Here is a 25,208-nt window from a genome sequence, read left to right as displayed (position 1 = left end):
GGGTCCGACATATAGGCAAGTTCATACAGGACAGGATCCCCGCCGACGCCATGACGCCCCTCAACGCTTATCTTGTCCCTTCTCTGTCTCAGGACTGGGACACACTGGATCACGGCAAGTTCGCCGACGAACCCTCGACCGTTCGGGCCCTGCTGGCCGCCTCGCCGCTGGACGCCGCCTCGCGTCAGGCGGTGGTGGACGAGGCCGTCCGACTGGTCGAACACGCCCGCAAGAGCCAGAAGAAACAGGGTGTGGTCGAGAGCTTCCTGCAGGAGTTCAGCCTGGGGACCCGCGAGGGGCTGGCCCTGATGTGTCTGGCCGAAGCCCTGCTGCGCACGCCGGACGAAGAGACGCGCGACCGGCTGATCGCCGAGAAGATCGGCTCGGCCGACTGGGCTTCGCACCTGGGCCAGTCCGACAGTCTGTTCGTCAACGCCTCGACCTGGGGATTGATGCTGACGGGCAAGCTGGTCGATGCCGACGAACAGGCCAAGACGGACCTGCCGGGCTTCCTGACCCGTGTCGCCGGGCGTCTGGGCGAGCCGGTCATCCGTCAGGCTGTGGCCGCCGCCGTCCGCATCATGGGTGAGCAGTTCGTGGTCGGGCGCACCATTGAGGCGGCGCTGAAGCGGGCCAACCGCGAGGGCTGGTTGTGCAGCTTCGACATGCTGGGCGAGGGCGCAAGGACCGCCGCCGACGCCGAGCGGTATGAAAAGATCTACGCCGACGCGATCACCGCCGTCGGCAAGACCGCCGGCGGGCAGGGGCCGGAGGTCGGTCACGGCGTCTCGGTGAAGCTGTCGGCCCTGTCGCCGCGCTACGAGGCGACGCACGAGGAGAGGGTCTGGGATGAGCTCTATCCGCGCATCAAGCGGCTGGCCCTGATCGCAGCGCGCGCCGACATCAACTTCACCATGGACGCGGAGGAGGCGGACCGTCTGGCCCTGTCGCTGAAGCTGCTGGACCGGCTGGCCCACGAACCGGAGCTGGGCGACTGGACCGGGCTGGGCCTCGCGGTGCAGGCCTATCAAAAGCGTGGGCCCGAGGCGATCGCGCGGATCGCGCAGCTGGCGCGGACCTCGAACCGGCGGCTGATGGTGCGTCTGGTGAAGGGCGCCTACTGGGACACGGAGATCAAGCGGGCCCAGGTCATGGGTCGGACCGACTATCCGGTGTTCACGACCAAGGCGGCGACGGACCTCAACTATCTGGTCTGTGCGCAGGCCATGATCGACGCCTCGCCGCATCTGTATGCCCAGTTTGCGACCCACAACGCTCACTCGCTGGCCGCCGTGCACGACATGGCCAAGGAGGCCGGGGTCAAGATCGAGTTCCAGCGGCTGCACGGCATGGGCGAGGCCCTGTACGACGCGGCGGCCGAGACCTTCGGCGCGATGACGGTGCGGGCCTACGCCCCCGTCGGCGGACACGAGGACCTGCTGCCCTATCTGGTCCGGCGTTTGCTGGAGAACGGGGCCAACTCGTCGTTCGTCCACGCCCTGCTGGACGAGCGGGTGCCGGCCTCCGCCGTCGCCGCCGACCCCATCGCCTCGGTCGAGGACCATCCTGACCGCCACGTCAAAATCCCCACGCCGAAGGACATGTACATGGACCGCCAGAACTCGCTCGGCCGTGACTATTCGCAGAAGGCCGACCGCGAGCGGCATGCCGCCGCCCTGCAGAAGGTCGATGCGGAGAAGCTGACCTCGGGTCCGATCGTCGGCGGCAGGCTGATGGCCGGGACGAACGCCCAGGCCGTGACTAACCCCTACGACCGGTCGCAGGTTCTGGGTCATGTGTCGGAGGCGTCGAGCGACGACACCGACAACGCGGCCAATGCGGCGGCAAAGGCCCAGATCGCCTGGGACCGCGCGGGGGGATCCGGTCGGGCGCCGGTGCTGCGCGCCATGGCCGATGCGCTGGAAGCCGACATGGACCGGCTGGTGGCCCTGCTGAGCCGCGAGGCGGGCAAGACGCTGAACGACGGCGTGGCCGAGGTGCGCGAGGCCGCCGACTTCTGCCGCTACTACGCCATGCTGGCCGAGAAGGATTTCGGCGGGCCACAGACGCTGAACGGGCCGGTCGGCGAGACCAACCGTCTGGTCCTGCACGGGCGCGGCGTGTTCGCCTGCATCAGCCCGTGGAACTTCCCTCTCGCCATCTTCACCGGCCAGATCGCGGCGGCGCTGGCGGCCGGCAATGCGGTGCTGGCCAAGCCGGCCGAGCAGACGCCCCTGATCGCGGCCGAGGCGGTGCGCCTCTATCACAAGGCCGGCCTCAACCCCGACCTACTGGCCCTGGTTCCCGGGCGCGGCGAGACGGTGGGCGCGGCGCTCGTTTCGCATCCGGGCGTCCACGGCGTGGCCTTCACCGGCGGGACGGACACGGCGGCCGCGATCAATCGCTCCATCGCCGCCCGCCCTGGCCCAATCCTGCCCTTCATCGCCGAGACGGGCGGGTTGAACGGCATGTTCGTGGACACCACGGCCCTGCGCGAACAGGTCATCGACGACGTGATTTCGTCCGCCTTTGGCTCGGCCGGTCAACGCTGCTCCGCCCTGCGGGTGCTGTATGCGCCGAGAGATTCGGCTGACAGCCTGATCGAGGGGCTGAAGGGCGCGCTGGCGGCGCAGGTTCTGGGCGATCCTGCCGATCCGGCCTCCGACATCGGGCCGGTGATCGATCCGGAGAGCCGCAAGGCCCTGGAAGCCCACATCGAGCGACTGGGCAAGGACGCCAAGATCGTCGCCCGCGCCATGATGCCGAACGGCTCCGAGCGCGGCGACCTGTTCGCCCCTACGATCGCCGAGATTCCGACCCCGGATTATCTGGAGCGCGAGGTGTTCGGCCCGATCCTGCACGTCTATCGCTACGATCCGGCCGACCTGAAGTCGGTGGCCGGCAAGCTGGCGGCGCGGGGTTACGGCCTGACGCTGGGCGTGCACTCGCGGATCGAGGCCTTCGCCGAGCAAGTCATGCAACTTGTCCCGGCGGGCAACGTCTACATCAACCGGGGCGTGACCGGCGCCGTGGTCGGTGTCCAGCCGTTCGGCGGCGAGGGCCTTTCAGGGACCGGTCCCAAGGCGGGCGGGCCGAACAGCCTGATCCGCTATGCGTCGGAAAAAGCCATCTCGAACAATATCTCGGCCCAGGGCGGTGATCCGGCGTTGCTGAACCTCTAGGGCCGGGGCCAGCCGCCGGAGCGGCTGAGCGCGCTGGGCGCGGGACGGCCGATCTTCTCGCCGATCCAGCGGGCGGTCCGGATCAGGGCGTCGAGGTCGTAGCCGGTCGAATAGCCGGCGCGCTCCAGCATGTAGACCAGGTCCTCGGTGGCGACATTGCCGGTGGCGCCCGGCGCGAACGGGCAGCCGCCGATCCCGCCGACCGAGGCGTCCAGCACGTCGACGCCCGCCTCGACGGCCGCATAGGCGTTGGCGACGCCGGTGTTGCGGGTGTCGTGGAAATGCAGGCGCAGGACGGCGTCGGGCGCGACGGCCCTGGCGGCCCCGACCTTCTTCGTGACCGTCCACGGATCACCGACGCCGATGGTGTCGGCCAGGCCGATCTCGGCGACGCCGACGGCCGCGAGTTCGCCGACCAGATCGCTGACCTGACCGACCGAAACCTCGCCGTCGAAGGGACAGCCCCAGACGCAGCTGAGGGTGGCCGACAGGGCGGGAACCGGCGTGTCCGTGCCGTCGGAGTTGTGACGTCGGGCGAGGATGTCGGACAGCATGGCGACCTGATCGCGGACGGCCAGACCCTGGTTCTTCAGGCCGAAGCCGTCGGTGACGGAGAGGGAGACATTGACCTCGTCGACGCCGGTTCCGAGCGCGCGGTCATAGCCCTTGCCGTTGAGGACGAGGCCGATGCGGCTGCGGCCCGGGTCGGGGGCAAGGGCGGCCATCACGTCTTCGGCGCCGGCCATCTGGGGCACGAGTTTCGGATGGACGAAGCTGACCGCCTCGATGCGGCGGGCGCCGGCGGCCTCGAGGCGCAGAACGAGCTCGGCGCGGGTCGCCGGATCGAGGATGGCCTTCTCGTTCTGCAGGCCGTCGCGGGGGCCGACCTCGACGATCTGGATCGGGCGGGGGTTCACCGGCGCGGCTCCGGCGCCTCAGGCGTGGGGGTGTCCGGCGGGGCGTAGACGGTCAGGCGGACGTCGTCGCCGCTGGAATAGTTGTGGCCGGTAACCACGCCGACGGCGCGGCCGGGGACCCCGGTCCTGGCGGTCGCTTGGCGGAAGGCCTCGTCGTCGCCGGCTTCGACGATGGCGGGACGGCCCTCGGCCAGGGCCTTGGCGGCGCCGGCGGCGTCGGTCAGTTCGGTGTCGCGGCCGGTGACGAAGACAAAGCTGGGCTCATGGAAGGTGGTGATCGCGACGGGGCCGGGGGTCAGGCCCTGGCGCGGCGACAGGCCGTTCAGTTCGAGCATCTTCTCCAGACGGGGGGCGATCGACAGGGGGCGCAGCTGACGGAGGGTTCCGGCGAGGGCCGCATGGGCGACGATGCCGAAGCCCAGCGCGATCAGGACGCCGGTGACGGCGGCGCGGTTGAGCAGCAGGAAACCCCCGATCAGGGCGGCCATGGCGGCGCAGACGACAGTGATCGTGGCCCAGGTCTGGGCCGTCGAGGTGCCGAAGGCGGTCAGGCCATAGACGGTGATCCCGCTGATCACCACGGCCCCGAAGACGGCGAGACCGGCGCCGGTCCAGCGCGAGATCTTGCCGATCGGCCGGGTCAGGGCGGCTGCCATGAGCAGGGCGATCGCGCCGAAGGTGGGCAATGTGTAGTGAAACAGCTTGGTCGGGGCGATTTCGAAGATCAGCCAGCACGGCACCAGCCAGCAGACCAGGAAGCGGATCGCGGGCTCGGCGCGGCGGCTCCAGCCCGTCGACAGGGCGGCCGGCAGCATCAGGGTGGCCGGGAAGAGCAGCAGGGGCGCCAGCACGGCGTACATGCCCGGGAAGCCGGCATGGCTTTCGGCTGCGCCCGTGACCTTGGAACCCAGGTCATGACCGATCGATTCGCGCCAGAAACCGCCGTCGGTGGCGATGGTGATGGCGATGGCCCAGGGGCCGACGATCAGCACAAGCAGTGGCACGCCCCAGCCCCAGCCGAGCCGCTTCAGCCAGGCCCACTGACGGTCCCACAGACACAGCATCAGAACGGCCGGGACGATGACCAGCAGGCCGATGGGGCCTTTGATCAGGATGGACAGGCCTAGCCCGACCCAGAGCATCAACTTCCATAGCCGTTGGGTCGGGTCGCCCTTGATCAGCGGTGCGACGCGGGAGGCCATGTAGAGGCGCGCGAGGCCTGCCATCGCCAGGGTCACAGAGCCGCACAGCATGGCGTCGGTCTTGGCGATCCCGGCCTCGGATGACAGCAGGAAGGTCGCGCCCAGCATGGCGCCGCCGAGGAAGCCGGCGCGCGCTCCGAACAGCGCCGATCCCGCCCAGGCGCAGGCCCAGGCGGCCAGCATCGCCCCGATGATGGAAGGGATGCGGTACGGGGCGATGTCGCGATTCTCGACCTGCGAGGTCAGGCCCACGGCCACGGCCTGCATCCAGTAGATGCCGATGGGCTTTTTCCAGCGCGGGTCGTCCTGGAAGCGGATATCGACATAGTCGCCGCTCTCCAGCATCTGTGACGTGGCCTGGGCATAGCGGCTTTCGTCGCGGTCGAGCGGCGGCAGCAGCAGCAGGCCGGGCAGGCCGGCGATCAGGGCGACGAGCGCCGCCAGCAGGGGGCCGCGCCAGCCGGCGACATATCGATCCAGGTTCGGGCGCGTCATGGAACCGTTCCTAACACGGCGATTGCGCGGGCGTCAGCGGCTCGACATCGCAGACCGTGGCGTCGAGCGCCGTTTTGCGTCTAGAGAGCAGGAATGCAGAGCGCCGAGACCCCGCAAATCTCCATCGTCGTGCCGGTCCATAACGAGTCCGGCGCGGCGGGGCCGCTGGCGCGCGAGATCGCCGCAGCCTTCGGCGGGCGGGCGCACGAGATCATCTTCGTCGACGACGCCAGCCGCGACACAACCCTGGCCGAACTCAAGGCCCTGATGGCCGAACTGCCGACGCTGCGGGTGCTGGCGCACACGACCAATGCGGGCCAGAGCCGGGCAGTTCGGACGGGCGTGCTGGCCGCGCGGGCCCCGATCGTTGTCACCCTGGACGGCGACGGCCAGAACCCGCCCGAGGACGCGCCGAAACTGGCGGACGCTCTGATCGCCGCGCCGCCGCAGGTCGCCCTCGTCGGCGGCGTGCGCCAGAAGCGACAGGATTCCGAGGCCAAGCTGTGGGCCTCGCGCTGGGCCAACCGGATCCGGAAGCGGCTGCTGGGCGACGACGCCGACGACACGGGCTGCGGGCTGAAGGCCTTCCGGCGTGAGGTCTTCCTGAGACTGCCCTATTTCGATCACGTGCATCGCTACCTGCCGGCGCTGGTGATCCGCGAGGGCTACGAGAACCGCTATCTGCCGATCGGCCATCGTCACCGCGAGACGGGCCAGTCGAAATACACGAACTGGGGGCGGCTCAAGAACTCGTTCTCGGACCTGCTGGGCGTGATGTGGCTGAAGACCCGGTCGCGCCGGCCGGGGGCCATCAGCGAGTTCTAAGTCGCCTGTTTGGCGAACCTGCGTAGCCGTATGGAGCGAACGGGAGTATCCGTGGTTAACAAGCTGCGCCGTTCCAACGCGAGAGACAGACCATGCTGATCGCCCTGCCCCTGCTCGTCATTCCGGTGATCCTCTACAACATCGTCGTGCTGTCCGGACTGGGCGGCGGCGGTCTGGCGGCGGCGGACGACGCCCTGCGTCAGGCCATGTTCTCGATCCCGATGGCGTCGGGCGCGAGCTGGAACGTGGGGGTTGGCGACCTGATCCTGTTCCTGTCGCTGATCCTGCTGTTCTTCGAACTGCTGAAGTCGACGTCGAGCCAGAAGGTGGCGATCGTCAATCACGCCCTGTCGATGATCCTGTTCGTCATCTGCCTGGTCGAGTTCCTGCTGGTGCGCGGGTTCGCGACCTCGACCTTCTTCCTGATCGTGACGATGGTCATGCTGGACGTGCTGGCCGGGTTCATCGTGACCATCATCTCGGCCCGCAAGGACCTGGATTTCGGCGCCGGCGCCTAGGCTAGATCAGGGCGGCGAAGATCAGCGAGACGACGATCACGTCGAAGGTCTTGGCGGCGAAGGCGAGGGTCATGGCGGCGTCCGAAGGCGAGAGTTCGCCTCGTTCGCTGCAAGCCCCGGGCCAGCTCAGAGTTCGGTCTTTTTGATCAGTCCGGCGGGCGGGCGGCGGTCCTTCTCGCCCGAATATTCGGCCCCGAGGTAGCTGGCGCGGGCGGCATCCATCACCGGCGGGCCGCCCTTCAGGCCTTTGCGCTGGCCCGTCTGCCCCATCATCTGGGCGGCGAAGGCTGCGGCCGGATCGAGGGGGTTGGTATCGGCTGCGGAGTGCGACGCGGCAGGGCTTGCCGGGTCGGGGATTTCATCGACCACCTTGCCGACCGGGACCAGCTCGCGGCTGGTGGAGCCGGCGCGGCGTTCGGCTTCACGCCGCTGGGCCGCGCGACGGTCGCGGCCCTCGACCGGTCCGACAGGGCGGACGCCGTCGGTCACGGCTTTGCAGCGCCCGCGATACGGTCGATCTGGGCGCGCATCTCGTCCATCTGGCGGCGCATCTCGTCGATGGCCGGGTCCGCCGCCGGTTGCGCCGCGGGGGCGGCCTGGGCCGGAGACTCGCCGTCCGTGCGGCCATAGGCGAAGGCCGGGAACATCTTCATGGCGTTCTGGAACATGGCCATGTTCTGCTTGGCCGCCGCCTCCATGAGGCCGCCGCCCATCAGGCCGGTCGCCGGGTTTGCACCGAGGACCTTGGTCATCTGGTCGCGGAACTGCTCCTGCTGGCGGGAGAAGTTCTCCAGCGACATCTCAAGGTAGGAGGGCAGGACGCCTTCCATCTGACCGCCGTAGAAGCCGATCAGCTGGCGCAGGAACTGGACCGGCAGCAGGGCCTGACCCCGGCTCTCTTCCTCGAAGATGATCTGGGTCAGGATCTGACGGGTCAGCTCCTCATTGGTCTTGGCGTCGAAGACGACGAAGTCGACGCCTTCGCGGACCATCTTGGCCAGGTCCTCGAGCGTGACATAGGTCGAGGTCGAGGTGTTGTAGAGCCTGCGGTTGGCGTATTTCTTGATGATGACGGGGTCGCCTTCCTTGGCGCCGTCCTTGGTCTTTCCGCCCTGGGTATTGCTGTCGGCCACTGCAGTGTCCTTGTTGCTATGCGGTCGTTATCCCGCACCGCGAAGCAACGCGCCAGTGGGCATGTGACTGTTCGATGTCAGGTGAGGTTGGGGGCCAACACCACCCCCACCAGAACGGCTGCCCAGTGCACCCCGGCGCCGGCCACCACGAAGCCGTGCCAGATGGCCCGGCGATACTTCAGCCTGGGTGAGATGAAGAAGAAGACGCCGACGGTGTAGATAAGGCCGCCGAGCACCAGCAGGCCGAGCGCGATGGGGTGGACGGTATCGATCATCGGCTTCAGCGCGATCACCGCCAGCCAGCCGAACAGGACATAGACCCCGCTCCAGAAGGCGTCGGAGATGCGGGGCGCGACCAGTTTGGCGGCGACGCCCGCGAAGGCGATGGTCCAGACCACCAGGGTGAAGCCGATGGCCCACCAGCCCTCGAATCTCTGGGTCGTGAAGGGGGTGTAGGAGCCCGCGATCATCAGGAAGATGGCCGCCTCGTCCAGCCGGCGCAGCACGGGGCGCGCCGCGCAGGGACGGGTCAGATTGTAGATGGTCGAACAGGTCAGCATGGCGATCAGGCAGAGCGCATAGATCGCCGTCGCGAAGACCGCGCCGAAGCCCGCGTAGAAGGCCGAGAGGATGGCCAGTGCAATCCCCCCGACCGCGGCCAGGGTCAGGCCGACGACGTGAACGATCAGATCGGCGGTGTGTTCGGACGGCGACTGGTAGTGCTCTTCCAGATCGATCTGATCCGGGGTGCAAATCCGTCGGGCGTGGCGCTTCAGCGTGTTCAGCATGGTCCCACCAAACTCGGCAATTCTGCCTGTCGTTCCCTGAATAATGGGACGGGTGGATGACTTTCACCTGAACGGGGCGAGCGGACGTGACGAAAGCGCGCGGATGCGGCAGAAACGCCACGCAAAGTTTCCAGCGGCCTAACGGAGCGCTCCTCCGGAAAGGCCCGACAAAGGATAATCCCATGACCGACGTCGTCATCGTCTCCGCCGCCCGCACCCCGGTCGGATCGTTCCTGGGCGCACTGTCCAGCGTGCCGGCGTCCAAGCTCGGCGAGATCGCCATCAAGGCGGCTCTGGAGCGGGCGGGCGTGTCGCCGGCCGACGTCGACGAAGTGATCCTGGGCCATGTGCTGCAGGCGGCGACGGGTCAGGGCCCGGCGCGTCAGGCCTCGATGGGGGCGGGCATCCCCAAGGAGACCCCGGCCTGGAGCCTGAACCAGATCTGCGGTTCCGGCCTGCGAGCCGTCGCGCTGGGCTATCAGCAGATCGCCATGGGCGATGCGAAGGTGATCGTCGCCGGCGGTCAGGAGAGCATGAGCCAGGCGCCGCACGCCCAGCACCTGCGCACCGGCCACAAGATGGGCGATCTCGCCTTCACCGACACCATGATCAAGGACGGTCTTTGGGACGCCTTCAACGGCTATCACATGGGCCAGACGGCCGAGAACATCGCCGAGAAGTTCCAGATCAGCCGCGCCGATCAGGACGCCTTCGCCCTGGCCAGCCAGCACAAGGCCGAGGCCGCCCAGAACGCGGGCCATTTCGACGAGGAGATCGTCCCGGTCGTGATCCCGGGCCGCAAGGGCGACGTCACCGTCGACAAGGACGAATACATCCGTCACGGCGCGACGCTGGAGTCGATGGAGAAGCTGAAGCCCGCCTTCACCAAGGAGGGGTCGGTCACGGCGGCCAACGCCTCGGGTTTGAACGACGGGGCGGCGGCCATGGTCCTGATGTCGGCCGATGAGGCCAAGGCGCGGGGGCTGGAGCCGCTGGCGACCATCCGCTCGTGGGCCTCGGCGGGCGTCGATCCGGCGATCATGGGCACGGGCCCGATCCCGGCGTCGAAGAAGGCGCTGGAGAAGGCGGGCTGGACCGTCGCCGATCTGGACCGGGTCGAGTCGAACGAAGCCTTCGCGGCCCAGAGCCTGTGCGTGCTGAAGGAGCTGGGGCTGGACCCGGCTAGGGTGAACGTCAACGGCGGCGCCATCGCCATCGGCCATCCGATCGGCGCCTCGGGCGCCCGCATCCTGACCACCCTGCTGCATGAGCTGAAGCGGTCGGGCGGCAAGAAGGGTCTGGCGACCCTTTGCATCGGCGGCGGCATGGGCGTGGCCATGTGCGTGGAGCGGGTCTGAAGCCCGGCATCCGGACTCCAGAAACAGAGTCCGGCGAGTCCGAAGCATCGAGGCGTGCGGACGCGTGTGGGGGCGCGGCGGGGGTGGTGACCATGAGCGGGCTAACGACTGAAAGGGGACGCAGTGTGCGCTCGTTTTCAGGGGTGATGAATAAAAGGCGTCTCGTCAGGACCGGCCGTTGATTTCAAAGGCGGATTCGGGAGATCCGTTGATGGGGATGGCCTGATTTCCTTCTCCCCTTGCGGGACAAGGTGGCAGCCGAAGGCTGACGGATGAGGGGTCACGCGGGCGGCTGGAGGGGCGTGACGAGGTTCACCGGTTGAAATGGCGTGACCCCTCACCCGACCGCGCCAGGACGACGGCTGCGCCGCCGTGCGCGATCTCCCTCTCCCGCAAGGGGAGAGGGAGATCGGTTTCGCTGGGCGGCCTGACAGTCTATTCACCCGCCGATGACGACTTCCATCCTCTATGGCCGCCCCCCGCTGGTGTTCGATCCGCCGGGCGCGGCGACCCAGACCTCTCCGCAGATCGTCGGTTCGACGGCGCTGGAAGGTTTACCTGACAATTCGGTCGAGACGGCCATGGTCTATGCGCCCCCCGGGGTGCTGGAGCGGCGCTATACGCTGGCGCAGGCGCTGCGGGCGCTGAAGGTCGGCGGGCGTCTCGACGTCATGGCGGCCAAGGACAAGGGGGGCTCGCGGCTGAAGAAGGAGCTGGAGGCGTTCGGGCTGGAGGTCGGCGAGACGGCCAAGGCGCACCATCGACGCTGCGTGGTGATCAAGACCGGTAAGGAGACCGGGCTGGAGGCAGCGATCGCGGCGGGGGCGATGCAACTGGTCGACGGACTGGAAGCCTGGTCGCAGCCGGGCGTGTTCGCCTGGGACCGGATCGACGCCGGGTCGGCGCAGCTGGCCGCATCCATGCCGACGCTGAAAGGCGCGGGGGCGGATCTGGGTTGCGGCTACGGGGCGCTGGCGACGGTGGTGCTGCGTTCGCCGGCTGTGGCCTCCTTGCGGCTGATCGATCTGGACCGGCGGGCCGTCGAGGCGGCGAGGAAGAACGTCGAGGACGCGCGGGCTTCGTTCGAATGGGCCGATGTGCGGACCATCGAGGCGGCGGGCGATCTCGATTTCATCGTCTCCAATCCGCCCTTCCATGACGGCGGGGCCGAGGACCGGCGGCTGGGGCAGGCCTTCATCCGCAAGGCGGCGGAGATGCTGAAGAAGGGCGGGAGCCTGTGGCTCGTGGCCAATCGGCACCTGCCCTACGAGTCCGAGCTGAAGGAGGCGTTCAAGCGGGTGACGCCGATCAGCGACGGCGGCGGGTACAAGCTGTTCGAGGCCACCAAGTGAAGACACCCACGGCCCGGGTCGACAAGCTGCTCGGCTCGATGGGCTATGGCTCGCGGAGCGAGATCGCGCGGCTGGGCAAGGTTGGAGGGATCGTGCTGGACGGCGTCGATCTGACCGATGTGTCGCAGCGGATCGCGGTGACGGCGGACCTGCCGGGACGGATGCAGATCGACGGGCGGCCGCTGGATCCGCCGGCGGGGCTGGTGCTGATCCTCAACAAGCCGCTGGGCATGACCTGTTCGCACAAGGAGGACGGGGCGCTGGTCTATGATGTCCTGCCCGAGCGGTGGCGCAGGCGCGATCCGGCGATCTCGACGATCGGGCGGCTGGACAAGGAAACGTCAGGGCTGCTGCTGCTGACCGACGACGGGGACCTTTTGCACCGGGTGATTTCGCCCAAGCGCCATGTGGCCAAGGTCTATCGGGCGACGCTGGCGCGGCCGCTGGTCGGGACGGAGGCGGCCCTGTTCGAGGCGGGCGGTCTGGTGCTGGAAGGCGAGGACAAGCCGCTTGCGCCTGCCGCGCTCGAAGTTCTGAGCCCAACCGAGGCGCGGCTGTCGGTGACCGAGGGGCGCTATCATATGGTGCGCCGGATGTTCGCCGCCGTCGGCAACCACGTCGAGGCGCTGCACCGCGAGCGGATGGGCCAACTGGCCTTGCCGGAGGATCTGGCGCCGGGGGAATGGCGGCCGGCGACGCAGGCCGAGATCGACCTGATCTTCGCCTGATGGAACCCGTGAGGTCCGGCTGACTTAAGGCTCCGCTTCCGCGGAGTGAACATGACCGGCGCGACCATCAAGAGAGACCTGAGGACCGGGCGGTCGGTGTGGGCGGACAGCCCCGGCCTGGGCGTGCCCGTGCGGCCACTGACCCAGGCGATCAGCGTCGATGTCTGCATCGTGGGCGCGGGGATCAGCGGAGCCTTCATGGCGCATGAGCTGAGCCGGGATCACTCGGTGGCGGTTCTGGATCGCAGGCCGCCGCTGATGGGGTCGACGGTGGCTTCGACCGCCATGCTGCAGTGGGAGATCGACCTGCCGCTGACGGCGCTGGGCGAGAAGATCGGGGCGAAGGATGCGGCGCGGGCCTGGCGACGGTCGCGGTCGGCGGTAGACGACCTCAAGCGGATTGTGGCCGAGGAACGGATCGTCTGCGGCCTCAAGGACAAGGGGTCGCTCTATCTGGCGGGCGATGAATACGGTCACCGGGCGCTTGAGGTGGAGGCCGGGGCGCGGGCGGCGCTGGGGCTGGATAGCCGGTATCTGGGCCCGGCCCAGCTGCGCGACCTTTATGGCATGGAGCGGACCGGGGCGATCGTGTCCGAGGGCTCGGCGAGCGCCGACCCTGCAAGGCTGGCGGCGGGGTTGCTGAGGCGGGCGCAAGCGAACGGGGCGCTGGTATACTCGCCGGTCGAGGCGCTGGAGGTGCTGGGCGATCCCGACGGTGTGACCCTGACGACCGATGCCGGTGCGGCGGTGCGGGCCAGAAAGGTCGTGTTCTGCTGCGGCTACGAGTTTCCGAAGGTGGTGCCGACGCCGGAGGCGGAGGTGATCTCGACCTGGGCGATGGCGTCGAAGCCGCGGGCGGCTTGTCCCGCATGGCTGCGCGACATGCTGGTCTGGGAGGCGTCGAACCCGTACCTCTATTTCCGCATGGGCGGCGACGGGCGGCTGATCGTCGGCGGCGAGGACGAGGCCGATCCGGTCGCGCACGAGGACAAGGCGAAGCTGAAGCGGAAGTGCGAGACCATCGCCGGCAAGCTGAAGCGACTGCTGCCGCAGGTCGAGTTCGAGATCGATTACAGCTGGGCCGGGGCGTTCGGGGAGAGCACCACCGGGCTGCCGAGCATCAGGCCTGTGCCGGGTCTGGAACATGGCTGGGCAGTGATGGGCTTCGGCGGCAACGGCATCACCTATTCGGTCATCGCCTCCCGGATCGTGGCGACGGAGGTGCGGGGCGGGAGCGATCCGGACGCGGACCTGTATCGGGCTTGACCCGCTCGGCGGCGAAGGTCACCAGCGGCGTATGACCGGTGTGAAGATTTGCGGCCTGACGACGCCCGAGACGCTGGACGCCGCCCTCGACCATGGCGCGGCTTTCGTGGGGGCGGTGATGTTCACGCGGAGCCCCCGCAACATCGCGCCGGAGGATGCGCGGCCGCTGTTCGAGCGGGCGCGGGGCCGGGCCGGGATCGTGGCGGTGACGGTGGATGCGGACGACGATCTGCTCAGCCGGATCGGGGCGCATCTGAGGCCGGACTTCGTGCAACTGCATGGGCGCGAGACGGTGGCGCGGGCGCACCAGGTGCGGACCCTGACAGGGGCGGGGATCATCAAGGTGCTGTCGGTGTCGACGGCGGAGGACCTTGAGGCGGCGTCGGACTGGGAGGATCACGTCGAGCACGTGATGTTCGACGCGAAGCCGCCGGAGGGGTCGGCCTTGCCCGGAGGCGTGGGCGCTTCGTTCGACTGGTCGATGCTGAAGGGGCGGTCATTCAGGAAGCCCTGGTTCCTCGCGGGTGGTCTGACGCCCGGGAATGCGGCCGAGGCTGCGGCGATCAGCGGCGCACCCCTGCTGGACGTGTCCTCTGGCGTCGAAAGCGCCCCGGGTGTTAAGGACGCGGCCCGGATCGCGGCCTTCCTGAAAGCCGTCGTCTGACCCTGATGTCCGGCCGTATTTCCGGCCCATGCCTGCGCGAAAGCTCGTTCCCGTGAACGCCATCCTCCCCAACGAATACTCCATGCCGGACGCGGAGGGCCGTTTCGGTCCCTATGGCGGGCGGTTCGTGGCCGAGACCCTGATGCCGCTCGTGCTGGAGCTGAACCAGGCCTATGAGGCCTGCAAGGCGGATCCGAGCTTCCAGGCCGAGCTGGACGACTTCCTGACCCACTATGTGGGGCGGCCCAGCCCGCTGTATTTCGCCGAGCGCCTGACCGAGCACCACGGCGGGGCGAACATCTGGTTCAAGCGCGACGAGCTGAACCACACGGGCGCGCACAAGATCAACAACTGCATGGGCCAGATCCTGCTGGCCATGCGGATGGGCAAGAAGCGGATCATCGCCGAGACCGGCGCGGGTCAGCATGGCGTGGCGACGGCGACCGTCTGCGCCCGCTTCGGCCTGCAATGCGTCGTCTACATGGGCGCGACGGACGTCGAGCGTCAGTCGCCCAACGTCTTCCGGATGAAGCTGCTGGGCGCCGAGGTGGTGCCGGTGACCTCGGGTCGCGGCACGCTGAAGGACGCGATGAACGAGGCGATGCGTGACTGGGTCACCAATGTCGAGGACACCTATTATCTGATCGGCACGGCGGCGGGGCCTCACCCCTATCCGGCCATGGTGCGCGACTTCCAGTCGGTGATCGGCAAGGAGACGCGGATCCAGATGCTGGCCCGTAAGGAGAAGTTGCCGGACGCGGTTGTCGCGGCCATCGGCGGCGGATCGAACGCCATCGGCCTGTTCCACCCCTTCATCGAGGATGCCGGCGTGCGGATGATCGGGGTCGAGGCGGCCGGGCGCGGGCTGGACGGGCCTGACCATGCGGCGTCGATCCAGGGCGGCCGGCCGGGCGTGCTGCACGGCAACCGGACCTATCTGCTTCAGGACGACGACGGGCAGATCGTGGAAGGGCATTCGATCTCGGCTGGGCTCGACTATCCGGGCATCGGGCCCGAGCACGCCTGGCTGAACGACATCGGCCGGGCCGAGTATCGCACGGCGACCGATGTCGAGGCGCTGGAGGCGTTTCAGCTGTGTTCGAAGCTCGAAGGCATCATCCCGGCGCTGGAGCCCAGCCATGCTCTGGCCCGGATCGGCGAGATCGCCGACGAGGTCGGCAAGGGCGGCGACGTGGTGCTGAACATGTGCGGGCGGGGCGACAAGGATATCTTCGCGGTGGCGAAGCATCTGGGCGTGGAGTTGTGACGATGAAGACGATGATGATGGCGGCCGTGCTGGCCCTCATGCCCGCAGCGGCGATGGCCCAGGCGACGGGGATCGGCGTGCCGATCGAGGCTCCCGTCCTGCCCGGGGCCATGCTCGATCCGACGTGCGGCGCCCTTTACGACATGGCCGGCAAGGCGTTTTGCGTGACGGCGCCCCTGGCCTCGATCGGCGCGATCGCCGAGGCCTATATCACCCACTTCGAGAGCCAGGGCTGGATCGCGGCCGCGGGCGACGACAACCGCGTGGTCTTCATCCAGCGGCGCGAAGCCGGAGGATGCGATGGCATGCAGATCCAGGCCTACTACGATCCCAACCGCCCTGCGGGACCGGAGGTGCCGGGTTATATCGCGATGGCGACCATCCCCGGCGACGTTTGCGCCGCCGCTCCGGCCGCACCTGCGGCCCCTGTGACGCCGCCGGTTCAATGACGACCGCGCGCATCGACGCCCGTTTCGCGGCGCTGAAGGCCGAGGGCCGTGCCGGGTTCGTGGCCTATGTCATGGCCGGCGATCCCACGCGCGATCAGGCGCTGGAGATCCTGCGCGGCCTGCCTGCAGCCGGGGCCGACATCATCGAACTGGGCTTCCCGTTTTCCGACCCTATGGCCGAGGGGCCTCCAATCCAGCGGGCGGCGCTGCGTGGCCTGAAGGCCGGGCTGACGCTCAAGGGCACGCTCGACCTGGCCGCCGCCTTCCGCGAGGGCGATGCGGATACGCCGCTGATCCTCATGGGCTATCTCAATCCGATCGAGAGCTACGGCTATGAGGCCTTCGCACGCGATGCAGCGGCATCCGGCGTGGACGGCTGCATCGTCGTCGATTGCCCTCCGGAAGAGGCCGATCCGCTGACGGATGCGCTGGACGCGGCATCCGTGTCCCTGATCCGCCTGGCCACGCCGACGTCGGACGACGCCCGTCTGGAAGTGATCGCGCGGCGGACCTCGGGCTTCGTCTATTATGTTTCGGTTGCGGGCGTGACCGGGGTGAAGGAGGCGCAGTCGGCCTCGGTCGCCCCCGCCGTGGAACGCGTGCGCAAGGCCTCGGGCCTGCCGGTCGCGGTCGGCTTCGGGGTCAAGACGCCGGAACGGGCCGGAGAGATCGCCCGGGTCGCCGACGCCGTTGTCGCGGGCTCCGTCCTGGTCGACGAGGTCGCGGCGGCGCTGGAAGCGAACGAGCCGGCGGCTCCCCGGGTTCTGTCGAAGGTGAAGGCGCTCGCCGATGCGGTACGCGGTGCGCGGGTGAAGGAAAGCGTCTAGAGACACGCAAATGGCCGACAAGAACCCTCCCAAACCTCCCCAGGAAAAGCGCGGCGGCTGGCTCAGCCGGTTCGCGCCGGGCGTCCGCAAGATCGTCAGCCGGCGCGAGACGCCGGACAATCTGTGGGTCAAGGACCCGGACTCGGGCGAGATGCTGTACCGCTCCGACCTGGAGGCCGCCCTCTGGGTGACGCCGTCTGGCCGGCACATGCGCATCAATGCGACGCAGCGGCTGGGCTACACCTTCGACGACGGCGAATATGAGCCGATCGCCTCGCCCGACGTGGTCGAGGACCCGTTGAAATTCTCGGACGGCAAACCCTATCGCGAACGGCTGATCGCGGCGCGCAAGGCGACGGGATCGAAGGACGCCATGTCGATCGGTTTCGGCGACATCGGCGGGACGCCCGCCGTGGCCGTGGTGCAGGACTTCGCCTTCATGGGCGGGTCGCTGGGCATGGCCGCAGGTGAAGGCTTCATCGCCGCCGCCCGGGCCGCGATCGAACGCAACGTTCCGCTCGTCTGCTTCACCGCCGCCGGCGGCGCCCGGATGCAGGAGGGCGCGCTGAGCCTGATGCAGATGGCGCGCACGACCCTGGCCGTGCAGGAGCTCAAGGACGCGCAGCTTCCCTACGTCGTGGTCCTGACCGATCCGACGACGGGCGGGGTGACGGCATCCTACGCGATGCTGGGCGACATCCACCTGGCCGAGCCCGGCGCCCTGATCGGCTTCGCCGGGCCTCGGGTGATCGAGACGACCATCCGCGAGAAGCTGCCACCCGGGTTCCAGCGGTCCGAATACCTGCAGGAAAAAGGCATGGTCGATCGCGTAGTCGCCCGCGCCGACCTGCCGGAGACCCTCGGCAAGCTGCTGTCGATGCTGATGGGCGGACGGCGTCAGGCGGCCTAGGGGCGCCGCAATGGATCCCGTCTCCGAACGTCTGCGCCTTCGCCACCCGCAAAAGATCGACCTGTCGCTGGACCGGATGCGCACCCTGTGCGCCGTGCTGGGTAATCCTCAGGATCGGTTGCCGCCGGTGATCCATGTGGCCGGGACCAACGGCAAGGGTTCGACGATCGCCTTCATCCGCGCGATGGCGGAGGCGGCGGGGCTGAAGGTGCATGTCTACACCTCGCCCCATCTGGTGCGGTTCAACGAGCGGATCCGGCTGGCCGGGGAATTGATCTCCGACGAGCGACTGTCGGCGATCCTGGACCGGATCGAGGCGGTGCAAGGCGTCGAGGCCACGGTGTTCGAAAGCACCACGGCCGCGGCCTTCGTCGCCATGGCCGAGACGCCGGCGGACCTGTGCATCATCGAGGTCGGACTGGGCGGGACGCTGGACGCGACCAATGTCATCGAGCGGCCCCTGTTGAGCGTCATCGCGCCTGTGGACCTGGACCACGCCGAGTTTCTGGGGACCCGGATCGAGGGCGTCGCGGGCGAGAAGGCGGGGATCCTGAAAGCCGGGGCGCGGGGGATCGTGGCGCGACAGTCGGAAGTGGCGATGGCGGTGATCGAGGCGCGGGCGGCTGTCGCGCAGGCTCCGCTGACGGTCATGGGGGTGGATTTCGACGCCTGGGACGAGCGCGGCGGGATGGTCTTCCAGGATCAGGAACAGTCCTTCGATCTGCCGGCGCCCGCGCTGAAGGGGCCGCACCAGATCGCCAATGCGGGGCTGGCCGTCGCCGTGGCGCTGGAGCTGGACCTGCCGGCGGAAGCGATCGCGGAGGGGATGGCGAAGGCGAGCTGGCCGGCGCGGATGCAGCGGGTGTCGGCCGGTCCCTATGGCGAGATGGCGCGGGCGGCGGAGGCGGAGCTGTGGCTCGACGGCGGGCATAACCCGCACGCCGGACGGGCATTGGCTGCGGCTCTGGCGGAACGGCAGCGCAAGGCGCCGCGACCGCTGGCCCTGATCGTGGGGATGCTGGCCAACAAGGATCACGGCGGGTTCTTCGAGGCGCTGAAGGCCAGTGAGGCGCACGTCTTCACCGTCGGCTTCGAGGGCGCGGCGGCGGACCCGGCGGCGCTGGCGGCCGTGGCGCGCGGGCATGGGCTGGGCGCGCAGAGTTCCTCTTCGGTCGAGGCCGCGCTGAGCCGGGCGCTCAGGCTCGGGGCCGGGCGGGTGGTGATCTGCGGGTCGCTGTATCTGGCCGGAGAGGTGCTGGGGGCGTCCGAGGAGACGTGGCCGAGTTGAGGACCCCTTCTCCCCTTGCGGGAGAAGGTGGCAGCCGAAGGCTGACGGATGAGGGGTCACACCGGCGGCTGGAGTTGGCTGATCGTGCGCTGACGTTTGATGTCAGCGTGACCCCTCATCCGACCTCGCTCCGCTCGGTCACCTTCTCCCGCAAGGGGAGAAGGGAAGCTATTTTGCGCGCAACCCCGTGATGGTCCGGTTCGGCGCGATGTCTTCGGCCGAGGTGATCAGGTGCACCAGGGCCGGGCGGTCCTTCGCGGCGTCGCGGGCGGCCTGAAGTGCTGAGGGGAAGTCGGCGGTGGTCTCGCAGCGGATGCCGAAGGCGCCAAAGGCCTCGGCGTATTTGACGAAGTCGGGGTTCTTGAGGTCCGTCGCAATGACCCGGGCGGGGTAGTGGCCCTCCTGGTGCATGCGGATGGTGCCCAGAGTGCCGTTGTCGACGACGATGACGACGACGTTGATCCCGTACTGGGCGGCGGTGGCCATCTCCTGGCCGGTCATCAGGAACTCGCCGTCGCCGGCGACGCAGATGACCTCGCGCTCGGGATGCAGGGACTTGGCGGCGATGGCGGCCGGGTAGCCGTAGCCCATGGCGCCTGACGTCGGGCCCAGCTGGGTGCGGCAGGCCCGGTGGCGATAGAAGCGGTGCAGCCAGGCGGCGAAGTTTCCAGCGCCATTGGTGACTACGGCGCTGGGCGGCAGGACCTCGCCGAGGTGCGCCATACACTCCGACATATTGACCGCCCCGGTAACGGGCACGGGCGTCGAGAAGGCCTGATAGTGGTTGTGAGCGGCCTTCGCTTCGTCATGCCAGGTGCGACCCGGCTCCAGCGTCGCCAGTGCATGGGCGGCGAGGCTGTTGTCGGCGACGGCGCTGGTTAGAGGCGTCCAGACGCGGCCGAGCTCCTCGGGGGCGGGATGGATGTGGACGAGCCGGTCGGCCGTGTGGTCGCGGGTGAACAGGGTATAGCCTTGGGTCGGATTCTCGCCGAGCCGGGCGCCGAGCGCGATCAGCAGGTCGGCGTCGCGGGCCCGCTTCATCAGCTCCGGATTGCAGCCGAGGCCGAGGTCGCCGGCGTAGTTCGACCTGTCGTTGGACAGGATGTCCTTCCTGCGGAACGACAGGGCGACCGGCAGGCCCAGCCGTTCGGACCAGTCGCCGATGGCGGCGGCGGCCTCATCGGTCCAGCCGGAGCCGCCGAGGACCAGGAGGGGGCGCTCGGCCTTCGACAGTCGATCGCCCAGGTCGGCGAGGAAGGCGGGGTCGAGGCCGCCCTTCGCGGGCGTCACGGCGCGGACGGGCGCAGGGCCGCCGGGCTCGTGCAGGATGTCTTCGGGCAGGGCGATGACGACCGGACCCATCCGGCCCTGCTGGGCGGTGGCGAAGGCGCGTTCGACGATCTCGACGGTGCGCTCGGGGCTCTCGAGTTCGGTGGCCCATTTGGCGAGGCCGCCGAAGACCTCGCGGTAGTCAACCTCCTGGAAGGCGCCGCGGCCCCGGTCGGTCAGGGCGATCTGGCCGACGAACAGGATCATCGGCGTGGAGTCCTGATGCGCCGTATGCACGCCGATCGAGGCGTGGGTCGCGCCGGGTCCGCGCGTGACCATGCAGACCCCTGGGCGACCTGTAAGCTTGCCGTAGGCCTCGGCCATGTTGGCGGCGCCCGCCTCGTGGCGACAGGTGATGACCTCGATCTCGGGATGGTCGACCAGGGCGTCGAGCACGGCGAGATAGCTTTCGCCCGGGACGCAGAACACGCGGGTGACGCCGTTGACGGCGAGGGTCTCGACAAGACGGCGGGCGGCGGTTCCGGCGGGCTGGCTCATGGCGAACGACCTAGCAGATCGTCGGCGGACTTGGCCATGCAACCCACGGCCAAGCTCGGCGTTATCGGAGCTTCACCATTGGGGATTTCCACCATGAAGAAAATCATCACCCTGTCGCTGGTCGCCGCCGCCCTGGCCGTGTCGGCCTGCAACACCATCTCGGGCGTCGGCCGCGACGTCTCGGCCGCCGGCAATGCCGCTTCGACGGGCGCCGAAGAAGCCAAGAACTAGGTTTTCGCACTGGCGAAGATTGCAGAAGCCCGCCGAGACCCGGCGGGCTTCTTGCTGTTGAGGCCGCGCTGACATCAAAGCGTCGTCGCTGGCCGGGCAATCTCCGCAGCAGCATCAATGGAGAGCGGTCATGGGTCTTTTCGACAACGTTCTGAACGGGCTGGGCGATCAGGCTGCTGGCGGTCTGGGCGATCTGCTCAAGAGCCAGGGCGGCGTAGCGGGTCTGGCCGAAAAATTCGGCGGCGCCGGGATGGCCGGAACGGTCCAGTCGTGGATCGGCACGGGTGGAAACATCAACGTCTCGCCTGAGCAGATCAGCCAGGTGCTGGGTTCGGGACCGATCGCCGAATTCGCATCCAAGCTGGGCATCTCGCCCGAACAGGCGTCAGAAACCCTCGCGGGCCTGCTGCCCGAAGCCGTGGATCGTCTGACGCCGAACGGTCAGGTCGCCGATGCGGGCGGGCTGATGGATCAACTGCCGGGCGGTCTGGGTGACATGTTGGGCGGACTGCTGAAGCGCTGATCGCGCGAGGTTCAGCGTCAGTAGACGAAGTCGCGATAGATGCGGTCGACGTCGGCCTGCAACACCATCTCGGGCGTCGGCCGCGACGGTTCCGCGGCAGGCAACGCGGTCGCGACAGGCGCCGAAGACGCCAAGAACCAGAGAGCCTCCCGTTCGAATCGAACGTAGAAGCCCGCCGTGACCCGGCGGGCTTTTTCATGGGCGGTGGTCGATCCCGGGCTGGACCGAATGCCTCCGAATCCGTTAGGTGAACGACGTTCTCATTCCGCGCGGATTCTCCATGCTCAATCGCTTGCTGACTGCGGCCGCCGTGGTCGCCATCGCATCGGCCTCGTTCGCCGCCCCCGCATCCGCACAGGACGCCGACCCGCTCAAGGAGACGACGTCGCAGATCATAGCCCGCTTCGACGCCGCGCTGCGGGCCTGCGGCGTGACGCCTCCGTATGTGCCCGGCGTCGTGGTGGACTCCACCCCGAGCCTCGTCTCCTTCTACATCAGCGATCGATCCGTGCATCAATCGCGCTGGTCAGAGATGCCTGCGGAAATTCAAGGCATGCTGGGCGGCTGGGCGGCGGCCGGGACCCTGGGGCTGTCGCCGGAAGGGCAGTTCGCGGAGATCTTCAACAGCCTGCTGGTCCCGCATGAGCTGGGACATTTCGTGGCGTCGTTCGACGGCCGGTGGGAGCGGGAAGACAACTGGACCAACGAGGTCCTGGCCAATCGCATCGCGATCGCCTTCTGGGCCCAGGATACGGCGGGCGGGGCGCCGATCGCCGACCGGGTCGAGAACTTCAACGGCTTCCTCAGCCAGTTGCCCAACCCGGTTCCGGGAGGGGAGGATCCCCACGCCTATTTCGAAAGCCACTATGAAGCCCTGTCGAACGACGCGGCCGCCTATGGCTGGTACCAGGGCGCCTTCATGCGCACGGCCTGGGCCGGGCGTGAGGAGGCCACCTTCTGCGACCTGGTGAAGCCCGACGCGACCTGATCGTCAGTAGGCGAAGTCGCGATAGATGCGGTCGACGTCGCCCTTCCAATCGCCGTGGTACAGGTCGAGCATCCGCTCGGCCGGGGTCACGCCGGTGTCAGCGATGTCTTCCAGCTCCGAAAGGTAGCCGCGCTCGTCGACCATGCCGCCCGAGAATTTGGCGCGGTTCTTCAGGCCTTCCCGGGCGATGGCGACCATGTCGACGGCGATGTCCCGCACGGAGCGGCCGGCGACCTCGGCGCGCAGGCCCAGCCGGGTCACGTCGCGACGCAGCCGCTCGTGGTCCTCGATGTCCCAGTCCTTGCAGAGGTCCCAGGCGGCGGCCAGCGACGGGGCATCGTAGAAGATGCCGGTCCACAAGGCGGGCAGGGCGCAGATCCGGCTCCACGGGCCGCCGTCCGATCCGCGCATCTCAAGGTACTGTTTGAGACGGACTTCCGGGAAGAGGGTGGTCAGGTGGTCGCCCCAGTCCTTCAGCGTCGGTCGTTCGCCGGGCAGGGCGGGCAGCTTGCCGTCCATAAAATCGCGGAACGACTGGCCCGAGGCGTCGACATATTTCTCGCCGCGCTTGGCGAAATACATCGGGGTGTTGAGGGCGTACTCAGCATAGGTCTCGAAGCCGAAGCCGTCCTGGAAGACGAAGTTCAGCATGCCGGTGCGGTCCGGATCGGTGTCGGTCCAGACATTGGCGCGGGCGGACAGGAAACCGTTGGGCCGGCCTTCCGTGAACGGGCTGCAGGCGAACAGGGCGGTTCCGATGGGCTGGAGCGCCAGCGAGGTGCGGAACTTGGCCACCATGTCGGCCTCGGACTCGAAGTCGAGATTGGCCTGGATGGTGCAGGTGCGCAGCATCATGTCGAGGCCGAGATTGCCCTTCTTCGGCATATAGGCGCGCATGATGTCGTAGCGGCCCTTGGGCATGACAGGCACGTCCTCGCGCCGCCATTTCGGGTCGAAACCGGCGCCGAGGAAGCCGAGGTTCAGCTCGTCGGCGACCATCTTCACCTCCATCAGGTGCTGGCCGGTCTCCGAACAGATGTCGTGGATGGTCTGGAGCGGGGCGCCCGACAGTTCGAACTGGCCGCCGGGCTCGAGCGAGATCGAGGCGGTGTAGCCTTCGGCGTTCTTGCGCTCCAGGGCGATGACGTGGCCCGCCTCCTCGACCGGGGCCCAGCCGAAGCGCTGCAGGCCGGTCAGCATGGCGAGGATGCCGTTCGGTCCTTCGTAGGCCGGGCGGCGCAGTGTGGATTTGTCGAAGCCGAACTTCTCGTGCTCGGCGCCCACGCGCCATTCGGACCTGGGCTTGGAGCCCCTGGACATGACTCCGACCAGGTCGGCGAAGGTGAGCGGCGCAGTATCCGTCATGGGAGCCCCAGCGGGCGACTGGCCCGTGGCGGCTAGATGGGTGAGATTGCGGCCGGTCTCAAGGGGTTGGGCGGAGGATGACATGGGACGCGAGGCGTTCGTGGATGCGGCCTACGCCGGGCGGTCCGGAAAGGTCAGGGCCCTGCTGGAGGCGGAGGGGATCATCTTGCGCCGGCCGCTGGGGCTGACGATCGCGCGGGGTTCGATCCGGGCGCTGACCGTCGACGGCGGCGATCTGGTCGGGCAGGCGGACCAGGGACCGTTCCGGCTGGCCCTGGGGGCGGGCGAGGCGCTGAAGTGGAAGGCGATGCTGGAGAAGCCATTGCCGACCCTGGCCGAGAAGATGGGACTGTCGCCGGGAATGGCGGTGTGGACGTTCGGGACGCTGGACGGGCCGGAACTGGAAGAGGCGCTGGCAGGCGTCCAGAGCGCCGAACCGGAGGCGGCGGCCCAGGGGGTCGCGCGGGTCGAGGGTCCGGAGGCGATAGAGGCCGTCGCGGCGCTGGCGCCGTCGCCCGTCTGGATCATCCACGGCAAGGGCAAGAGCGCCGTGTTCGGCGATAACGCCGTCCGGGCGGCGATGCGGGCGGAGGGCTGGATCGATGTGAAGGTCTCGTCGGTGTCGGAGACACTGTCGGCGACACGCTACCGAAGACGCTGATCAGCCGTCGTGACGACGCGCGGGCAGGAAGCGGGTCATCAGGGTGACGAAGAAGGCGACGGACCAGCCGAGCAGAAGCGCGCCGTTGATGCCCTCCAGTGCGCCGAGCAGCTTCCACTCCGGGGCCATGGCGGCGTCCGAGAAGCCGATCGAGGCATAGGCAATGGTCGAGAAATAGACCGCCTCGCGCACGGTCTCCACCGCGCCGATCAGCCGATACAGAATGGCATAGAGCCAGATCTCGACCCCGTGCAGGACAAGGAGGCCCAGAGCGGCGAGGACCGCGACGATGGCGCCCTCGATCGACATGGGGCTGATGCGGGTCTTGCCGATCGAGTGTTCGCGCATCTCCATCAGATGTCCGAGGGCGAGCAGGCCCGCGCCGTGCAGGGTGACGGTCATCAGGACCATCGCTGTCGCGATCACGAGCTCAATCAGCATGAT

General features: G+C 68.4%; 25 protein-coding genes. 17 read left to right on the top strand and 8 right to left on the bottom strand.

What is annotated here, in order from left to right; translation table 11 throughout:
• Positions 1-50: 50 nt before the first annotated feature.
• Entirely contained in the window at positions 51-3,182 is a 3,132-nt protein-coding gene (gene putA / locus ACW17Y_RS14030) for a bifunctional proline dehydrogenase/L-glutamate gamma-semialdehyde dehydrogenase PutA (protein WP_492036296.1), read from the top strand.
• Here the strand turns inward: putA and ACW17Y_RS14025 are convergent.
• Together ACW17Y_RS14025 and ACW17Y_RS14020 are read right to left on the bottom strand one after the other, a co-directional pair.
• Positions 3,179-4,099, bottom strand: coding sequence for a hydroxymethylglutaryl-CoA lyase (locus ACW17Y_RS14025; RefSeq protein ID WP_492036295.1), 921 nt, complete (start codon positions 4,097-4,099; stop codon positions 3,179-3,181). The genes putA and ACW17Y_RS14025 overlap by 4 nt on opposite strands.
• On the bottom strand, positions 4,096-5,796 hold the full coding sequence (locus tag ACW17Y_RS14020) for an ArnT family glycosyltransferase (RefSeq protein ID WP_492036294.1): 1,701 nt from the start codon (positions 5,794-5,796) through the stop codon (positions 4,096-4,098). The genes ACW17Y_RS14025 and ACW17Y_RS14020 overlap by 4 nt, the downstream gene beginning before the upstream one ends.
• A 93-nt stretch (positions 5,797-5,889) precedes the next feature.
• On the opposite strand from ACW17Y_RS14020, the gene ACW17Y_RS14015 reads away from it, so the two are divergent.
• Together ACW17Y_RS14015 and ACW17Y_RS14010 are read left to right on the top strand one after the other, a co-directional pair.
• On the top strand, positions 5,890-6,621 hold the full coding sequence (locus ACW17Y_RS14015; protein ID WP_492036293.1) for a glycosyltransferase family 2 protein: 732 nt from the start codon (positions 5,890-5,892) through the stop codon (positions 6,619-6,621).
• A gap of 92 nt (positions 6,622-6,713) precedes the next feature.
• Positions 6,714-7,139 carry a hypothetical protein gene (locus ACW17Y_RS14010; protein WP_298162459.1) on the top strand — a complete coding sequence of 142 codons (426 nt, stop codon included), beginning with the start codon at positions 6,714-6,716 and terminating at the stop codon, positions 7,137-7,139.
• A 126-nt stretch (positions 7,140-7,265) separates the two neighbouring features.
• Here ACW17Y_RS14010 and ACW17Y_RS14005 read toward each other — a convergent pair whose 3' ends face one another.
• The 3 genes from ACW17Y_RS14005 to trhA all read right to left on the bottom strand — a co-directional run bounded on the left by ACW17Y_RS14005 (position 7,266) and on the right by trhA (position 9,060).
• Positions 7,266-7,628, bottom strand: coding sequence for a hypothetical protein (locus ACW17Y_RS14005; RefSeq protein ID WP_492036292.1), 363 nt, complete (start codon positions 7,626-7,628; stop codon positions 7,266-7,268).
• The gene (gene phaR / locus ACW17Y_RS14000; protein WP_492036291.1) at positions 7,625-8,272 is read right to left on the bottom strand and encodes a polyhydroxyalkanoate synthesis repressor PhaR; all 648 of its coding nucleotides are present in this window, start codon (positions 8,270-8,272) and stop codon (positions 7,625-7,627) included. Before phaR ends, ACW17Y_RS14005 begins: the two co-directional genes overlap by 4 nt.
• A 77-nt stretch (positions 8,273-8,349) precedes the next feature.
• The gene (gene trhA / locus ACW17Y_RS13995) at positions 8,350-9,060 is read right to left on the bottom strand and encodes a PAQR family membrane homeostasis protein TrhA (protein ID WP_492036290.1); all 711 of its coding nucleotides are present in this window, start codon (positions 9,058-9,060) and stop codon (positions 8,350-8,352) included.
• Between the two features lie 182 nt (positions 9,061-9,242).
• On the opposite strand from trhA, the gene ACW17Y_RS13990 reads away from it, so the two are divergent.
• From ACW17Y_RS13990 to ACW17Y_RS13945, 10 genes are all read left to right on the top strand, one after another.
• On the top strand, positions 9,243-10,418 hold the full coding sequence (locus tag ACW17Y_RS13990; RefSeq protein ID WP_492036289.1) for an acetyl-CoA C-acetyltransferase: 1,176 nt from the start codon (positions 9,243-9,245) through the stop codon (positions 10,416-10,418).
• Between the two features lie 449 nt (positions 10,419-10,867).
• Positions 10,868-11,770 carry a class I SAM-dependent methyltransferase gene (locus tag ACW17Y_RS13985; RefSeq protein ID WP_492036288.1) on the top strand — a complete coding sequence of 301 codons (903 nt, stop codon included), beginning with the start codon at positions 10,868-10,870 and terminating at the stop codon, positions 11,768-11,770.
• A gap of 38 nt (positions 11,771-11,808) precedes the next feature.
• Positions 11,809-12,498, top strand: a complete 690-nt coding sequence (locus ACW17Y_RS13980) for a pseudouridine synthase (RefSeq protein ID WP_492038309.1) — start codon at positions 11,809-11,811, stop codon at positions 12,496-12,498.
• Positions 12,499-12,549: 51 nt separating this feature from the next.
• Positions 12,550-13,764, top strand: coding sequence for an NAD(P)/FAD-dependent oxidoreductase (locus ACW17Y_RS13975; protein WP_492036287.1), 1,215 nt, complete (start codon positions 12,550-12,552; stop codon positions 13,762-13,764).
• Between the two features lie 31 nt (positions 13,765-13,795).
• Positions 13,796-14,428: a phosphoribosylanthranilate isomerase gene (locus tag ACW17Y_RS13970; RefSeq protein ID WP_492036286.1), complete on the top strand. Its 633-nt coding sequence runs from the start codon at positions 13,796-13,798 to the stop codon at positions 14,426-14,428.
• An 82-nt stretch (positions 14,429-14,510) separates the two neighbouring features.
• Positions 14,511-15,695 (top strand): tryptophan synthase subunit beta, encoded by a 1,185-nt coding sequence (gene trpB, locus ACW17Y_RS13965; RefSeq protein WP_492038308.1) that lies wholly within the window; start codon positions 14,511-14,513, stop codon positions 15,693-15,695.
• Positions 15,696-15,697: 2 nt separating this feature from the next.
• Positions 15,698-16,144 carry a hypothetical protein gene (locus ACW17Y_RS13960; protein ID WP_492036285.1) on the top strand — a complete coding sequence of 149 codons (447 nt, stop codon included), beginning with the start codon at positions 15,698-15,700 and terminating at the stop codon, positions 16,142-16,144.
• The gene (gene trpA / locus ACW17Y_RS13955) at positions 16,141-16,971 is read left to right on the top strand and encodes a tryptophan synthase subunit alpha (RefSeq protein ID WP_492036284.1); all 831 of its coding nucleotides are present in this window, start codon (positions 16,141-16,143) and stop codon (positions 16,969-16,971) included. The genes ACW17Y_RS13960 and trpA overlap by 4 nt, the downstream gene beginning before the upstream one ends.
• Before the next feature lie 10 nt (positions 16,972-16,981).
• Positions 16,982-17,881, top strand: a complete 900-nt coding sequence (accD, locus tag ACW17Y_RS13950) for an acetyl-CoA carboxylase, carboxyltransferase subunit beta (protein WP_492036283.1) — start codon at positions 16,982-16,984, stop codon at positions 17,879-17,881.
• Between the two features lie 10 nt (positions 17,882-17,891).
• The gene (locus tag ACW17Y_RS13945) at positions 17,892-19,169 is read left to right on the top strand and encodes a bifunctional folylpolyglutamate synthase/dihydrofolate synthase (RefSeq protein WP_492036282.1); all 1,278 of its coding nucleotides are present in this window, start codon (positions 17,892-17,894) and stop codon (positions 19,167-19,169) included.
• 168 nt (positions 19,170-19,337) lie between these two features.
• Here the strand turns inward: ACW17Y_RS13945 and ACW17Y_RS13940 are convergent, their stop codons facing one another.
• Positions 19,338-20,996 carry a thiamine pyrophosphate-binding protein gene (locus ACW17Y_RS13940; protein ID WP_492036281.1) on the bottom strand — a complete coding sequence of 553 codons (1,659 nt, stop codon included), beginning with the start codon at positions 20,994-20,996 and terminating at the stop codon, positions 19,338-19,340.
• A 93-nt stretch (positions 20,997-21,089) separates the two neighbouring features.
• Here ACW17Y_RS13940 and ACW17Y_RS13935 point away from each other — a divergent pair, with 93 nt between their 5' ends.
• The 3 genes from ACW17Y_RS13935 (at position 21,090) to ACW17Y_RS13925 (ending at position 22,738) form a co-directional block, all read left to right on the top strand.
• Entirely contained in the window at positions 21,090-21,227 is a 138-nt protein-coding gene (locus ACW17Y_RS13935; RefSeq protein ID WP_492036280.1) for an entericidin A/B family lipoprotein, read from the top strand.
• A gap of 130 nt (positions 21,228-21,357) precedes the next feature.
• Positions 21,358-21,750: a YidB family protein gene (locus ACW17Y_RS13930; protein WP_492036279.1), complete on the top strand. Its 393-nt coding sequence runs from the start codon at positions 21,358-21,360 to the stop codon at positions 21,748-21,750.
• Between the two features lie 280 nt (positions 21,751-22,030).
• On the top strand, positions 22,031-22,738 hold the full coding sequence (locus ACW17Y_RS13925; protein WP_492036278.1) for a hypothetical protein: 708 nt from the start codon (positions 22,031-22,033) through the stop codon (positions 22,736-22,738).
• Positions 22,739-22,741: 3 nt separating this feature from the next.
• On the opposite strand, the gene ACW17Y_RS13920 is transcribed toward ACW17Y_RS13925, so the two are convergent.
• On the bottom strand, positions 22,742-24,103 hold the full coding sequence (locus ACW17Y_RS13920) for a glutamate--cysteine ligase (protein ID WP_492036277.1): 1,362 nt from the start codon (positions 24,101-24,103) through the stop codon (positions 22,742-22,744).
• Positions 24,104-24,185: 82 nt separating this feature from the next.
• On the opposite strand from ACW17Y_RS13920, the gene ACW17Y_RS13915 reads away from it, so the two are divergent.
• Positions 24,186-24,764 (top strand): hypothetical protein, encoded by a 579-nt coding sequence (locus ACW17Y_RS13915; RefSeq protein WP_492036276.1) that lies wholly within the window; start codon positions 24,186-24,188, stop codon positions 24,762-24,764.
• Here the strand turns inward: ACW17Y_RS13915 and ACW17Y_RS13910 are convergent, their stop codons facing one another.
• Entirely contained in the window at positions 24,765-25,205 is a 441-nt protein-coding gene (locus ACW17Y_RS13910; RefSeq protein WP_492036275.1) for an ion channel, read from the bottom strand.
• Positions 25,206-25,208 lie beyond the last annotated feature (3 nt).

The organism is Brevundimonas sp. AVps7, from assembly GCF_058681545.1.
Note: the sequence above shows the minus strand (reverse complement) of the source record. Positions and strands in the feature narration are given on the sequence as shown.

Coding starts and splice junctions, on each gene's coding strand:
- putA (WP_492036296.1), top strand. CDS start 51: ATGACGCCCCTCAACGCTTATCTTGTCCCTTCTCTGTCTCAGGACTGG.
- ACW17Y_RS14020 (WP_492036294.1), bottom strand. CDS start 5,796: ATGACGCGCCCGAACCTGGATCGATATGTCGCCGGCTGGCGCGGCCCC.
- ACW17Y_RS14015 (WP_492036293.1), top strand. CDS start 5,890: ATGCAGAGCGCCGAGACCCCGCAAATCTCCATCGTCGTGCCGGTCCAT.
- ACW17Y_RS14010 (WP_298162459.1), top strand. CDS start 6,714: ATGCTGATCGCCCTGCCCCTGCTCGTCATTCCGGTGATCCTCTACAAC.
- trhA (WP_492036290.1), bottom strand. CDS start 9,060: ATGCTGAACACGCTGAAGCGCCACGCCCGACGGATTTGCACCCCGGAT.
- ACW17Y_RS13990 (WP_492036289.1), top strand. CDS start 9,243: ATGACCGACGTCGTCATCGTCTCCGCCGCCCGCACCCCGGTCGGATCG.
- ACW17Y_RS13985 (WP_492036288.1), top strand. CDS start 10,868: ATGACGACTTCCATCCTCTATGGCCGCCCCCCGCTGGTGTTCGATCCG.
- ACW17Y_RS13980 (WP_492038309.1), top strand. CDS start 11,809: ATGGGCTATGGCTCGCGGAGCGAGATCGCGCGGCTGGGCAAGGTTGGA.
- ACW17Y_RS13975 (WP_492036287.1), top strand. CDS start 12,550: ATGACCGGCGCGACCATCAAGAGAGACCTGAGGACCGGGCGGTCGGTG.
- ACW17Y_RS13970 (WP_492036286.1), top strand. CDS start 13,796: ATGACCGGTGTGAAGATTTGCGGCCTGACGACGCCCGAGACGCTGGAC.
- trpB (WP_492038308.1), top strand. CDS start 14,511: ATGCCGGACGCGGAGGGCCGTTTCGGTCCCTATGGCGGGCGGTTCGTG.
- ACW17Y_RS13960 (WP_492036285.1), top strand. CDS start 15,698: ATGAAGACGATGATGATGGCGGCCGTGCTGGCCCTCATGCCCGCAGCG.
- trpA (WP_492036284.1), top strand. CDS start 16,141: ATGACGACCGCGCGCATCGACGCCCGTTTCGCGGCGCTGAAGGCCGAG.
- accD (WP_492036283.1), top strand. CDS start 16,982: ATGGCCGACAAGAACCCTCCCAAACCTCCCCAGGAAAAGCGCGGCGGC.
- ACW17Y_RS13945 (WP_492036282.1), top strand. CDS start 17,892: ATGGATCCCGTCTCCGAACGTCTGCGCCTTCGCCACCCGCAAAAGATC.
- ACW17Y_RS13940 (WP_492036281.1), bottom strand. CDS start 20,996: ATGAGCCAGCCCGCCGGAACCGCCGCCCGCCGTCTTGTCGAGACCCTC.
- ACW17Y_RS13935 (WP_492036280.1), top strand. CDS start 21,090: ATGAAGAAAATCATCACCCTGTCGCTGGTCGCCGCCGCCCTGGCCGTG.
- ACW17Y_RS13930 (WP_492036279.1), top strand. CDS start 21,358: ATGGGTCTTTTCGACAACGTTCTGAACGGGCTGGGCGATCAGGCTGCT.
- ACW17Y_RS13925 (WP_492036278.1), top strand. CDS start 22,031: ATGCTCAATCGCTTGCTGACTGCGGCCGCCGTGGTCGCCATCGCATCG.
- ACW17Y_RS13920 (WP_492036277.1), bottom strand. CDS start 24,103: ATGACGGATACTGCGCCGCTCACCTTCGCCGACCTGGTCGGAGTCATG.
- ACW17Y_RS13915 (WP_492036276.1), top strand. CDS start 24,186: ATGGGACGCGAGGCGTTCGTGGATGCGGCCTACGCCGGGCGGTCCGGA.
- ACW17Y_RS13910 (WP_492036275.1), bottom strand. CDS start 25,205: ATGCTGATTGAGCTCGTGATCGCGACAGCGATGGTCCTGATGACCGTC.